Source organism: Gilliamella sp. HK2 (assembly GCF_001690265.1).
In the GTDB taxonomy this organism is placed as follows: Bacteria; Pseudomonadota; Gammaproteobacteria; order Enterobacterales; family Orbaceae; genus Gilliamella; species Gilliamella apicola_C.
On record NZ_LZGV01000030.1, the window covers coordinates 1 to 2,818 of the forward strand.

The 2,818-nt window shown below is 37.0% G+C and carries 1 protein-coding gene and 1 pseudogene; both read right to left on the reverse strand.

Annotated features, from left to right (window positions below):
• Window positions 1–2,624 (reverse strand): annotated as a pseudogene (locus A9G45_RS02985) (hypothetical protein); the annotation flags it as partial.
• A gap of 11 nt (window positions 2,625–2,635) precedes the next feature.
• The coding region (locus A9G45_RS14295; protein ID WP_176701803.1) for a hypothetical protein at window positions 2,636–2,818 on the reverse strand (183 nt) is incomplete at its 5' end.

A 2,818-nucleotide genomic window follows, 5' to 3' on the forward strand; every position in this document is an offset into this window, starting at 1 on the left:
TCATCCCACCATAACATCTTTTTTATCTTCTCTTTGGTCTTTTCCCAAGCTGTTACTTGTTTTTCTAATGCTTCCATTTTGGCATAAGATTCAAACTGTTCTTTAGTCAGCTTTTTCGAGGGTGATTCTTTATAATCTGCAGGAAAACGGCTTATTTCTCGTCTTAGTGTTTCAAACCCTTTCGCTTCAGGGGAGTCCTTTGCTTTACCTACACGGCTTAAATATGCATCTAATTTTGCTTCGTCACCCGTTTGTAAATACGCTAATATATTTTTAGCATTTTCCGTCAGCTCGCTGTTTAACGCTTCCCATTTCGGCATTTTGCCTTCAGCATCAATTTCACTATACCATTCGCTTTCGTAATTGATTAATAAGCGACTTAATGCCGTAAATAGCATCGGTTTATCTGCAATACCTTTAAAACTCGCTTCTTTTATACTGGTATATATTTTTGTTTCAACATGGTATTGCTTATCAAGAATAGATAATGTTTCTTTTATTGTTGGTTTATATTGCGATAATGAATGGTTGTCTTTATTACGTTTTAACGATTTGTCTGCGTCAAGGTAGAGTTCTTTTAATGTGGCCGTTTCTTTTATCTGCATAAAATCAAACCAATCCCAACAACTGACCCGCTTAGCACCTTCACCATTCACTAACACCCAACCACTTCTTTTTCGGTTTTTATCATCAAGTACATCGACTTTTAACCACAAGTTACCTTGTGCGTCTATTGCTCGATTGTCGCTTAGTGATAACTTTGCATCATTCATCTCGACCTGTAATGCTGTGCCCACAATTAGTGTGCTACTGAGTATATTACTCGCTTGTAAAGGATGTTTAGTCCAAGCAACCGTGTTTTCGGCTAAAGATAACTCCCCATTGGGTTTGGCTACTTTGGCAATAGCTGCTTCATTTTTTATCCATAATGTCTTTTTTTCTGTTTCTGATGAATAAATTTCAATCTGTAACCAAGCCACCTTCACATCTTGACTCATTACATTGATTTTGGTCTTTGCATACGGTTTACCCACTGTCGTATCCGATGCAGCTTCTTTTTCCAGTAGTTTGACCTGTTTAGCTATACCCAAAAAGGCTTTATCTCCCTCTGGGATTTTACTCGCTTCTGCTTGTGTTTGCGTGATATAGCTTGGCAAGTCTTCACAAGTGAAACATTCAACATGTAAATGAGGACAAAATTCTTTATCGTTTGAACCTTCACCTAATGGCAAGGTTTCAAGATTAGAATATTTGCTTTTGAGTATACCTTTATTTTGGTTATGACCAATATGTCCCACTAAATCACCCGCTTTAATCGGAAAGGGTTTCTCTAATACCACTACTTCGTTGTATTTTTTTCCTCTGACTATATTTTCAAGGCAATCATACCAAACTTTTTTCTTTTCTGCCGGTAACGGTAGTGTGGGCTTTCCATCTCTAACCACTTCCGTTAACTCAACATAATTTTTCGTTTTTTTCTCTCCTGATATTTTAACTTGTGTGCCCTCTGGTAGCATTGAGTAAAGTTTTTTATCGTTTTTATCCTTAAAGTCATTCCAGACTCTTAGACCTTTAGATTTAACTAAATTAGCGTTAAATTCTTTTTTTTCTTTCGCCAATGTTATATCCGTTTCACTACTCAATATTTCAAATTCTGATGTTGTTACTGCTTTGCCAGTATACACCCAACCTAAAATATCGACTTCTGTTCCTGTTTTATCACATTTGTATTTTATAGGTTTTAATTCAGGAATTGAAAAATACCCTTCGACAAAATTCGAAACAGCATACCATTCATATTTTTCATCATGCAAATCTAGATTTAAATTGACTTTTGTGCCTTTTTGTAACACGGCGCGTATATTTTTATTATTTGAATTATCGGGTTTTTCTCGAATATTTAACCCAGCTACGTAATCTAAGTCCTTATGCCCTACGCGAACACGATAAATATCCTGCTCCCAAAATGCGGGAGTTGGCTCTTTAGGATTTTTATCGTAATAGTTTGTATCAGCTAAATGCATATACAAACTATAAAAATAAAGACGGTGTCCCGGCTGTTTTTCTTTTGCTGGCTCTGTCGTGTTGGGTGTTGTCTCTGACGTTGTTGCCGCTTCAGATGAAGAGGATGTGTCGGTCGCTGTCTCTGTATTTGTCTGAGGGGGGGTAGCTGTTGTCGTCTCGGTACTATTACTTGGTGATTGTGCCTGATTAGTATCTGCCGTTGTTCCTTCTGTATTAGTGTTATCCTCGGTTGTATCGCTTTCTGATACTGGCGTTTCTTCTACACGCTCCATTTCAAGTAAGTGCCTAACCAGAACAAAACCCGTTGAGAAAAAAACAACTTCATCGCCTTTATCTATTTTTTGATAACGGTCATTAACCCGATAAGCGATAATCTCACCATCAGCAATACAATGCACTCTACGCTCTTTTTCATTCCCCAATTTTTTAAGAGCATTTAAATCAAAATGAACGCCACAGTGCATAAGCTTGTTTACACTGACAGGATAAAACCCCGTTGATGCCGACATTAATGCTTCGTAATAAGTATTGGCACTTAATTTTTCTTTTCCATTTACAATAACGGGATATTTCCATTTTTTTACTGCTGATAATGTCATTTTTTAGTTCCTTAACCTGAAAAATTAACATGGCCACTCTCTATTAATCGCCTAAGCGCGACATCAACATCACTTTTTGAGAATTTAAGTTTATTATCATCTATACGTGCCGGCCCCATCTTTTGCATCACATTACATTTAAGATACACATTATCTTGCGTGCCCAGTTCAATGCCGGCACTGCTGATTTTGAT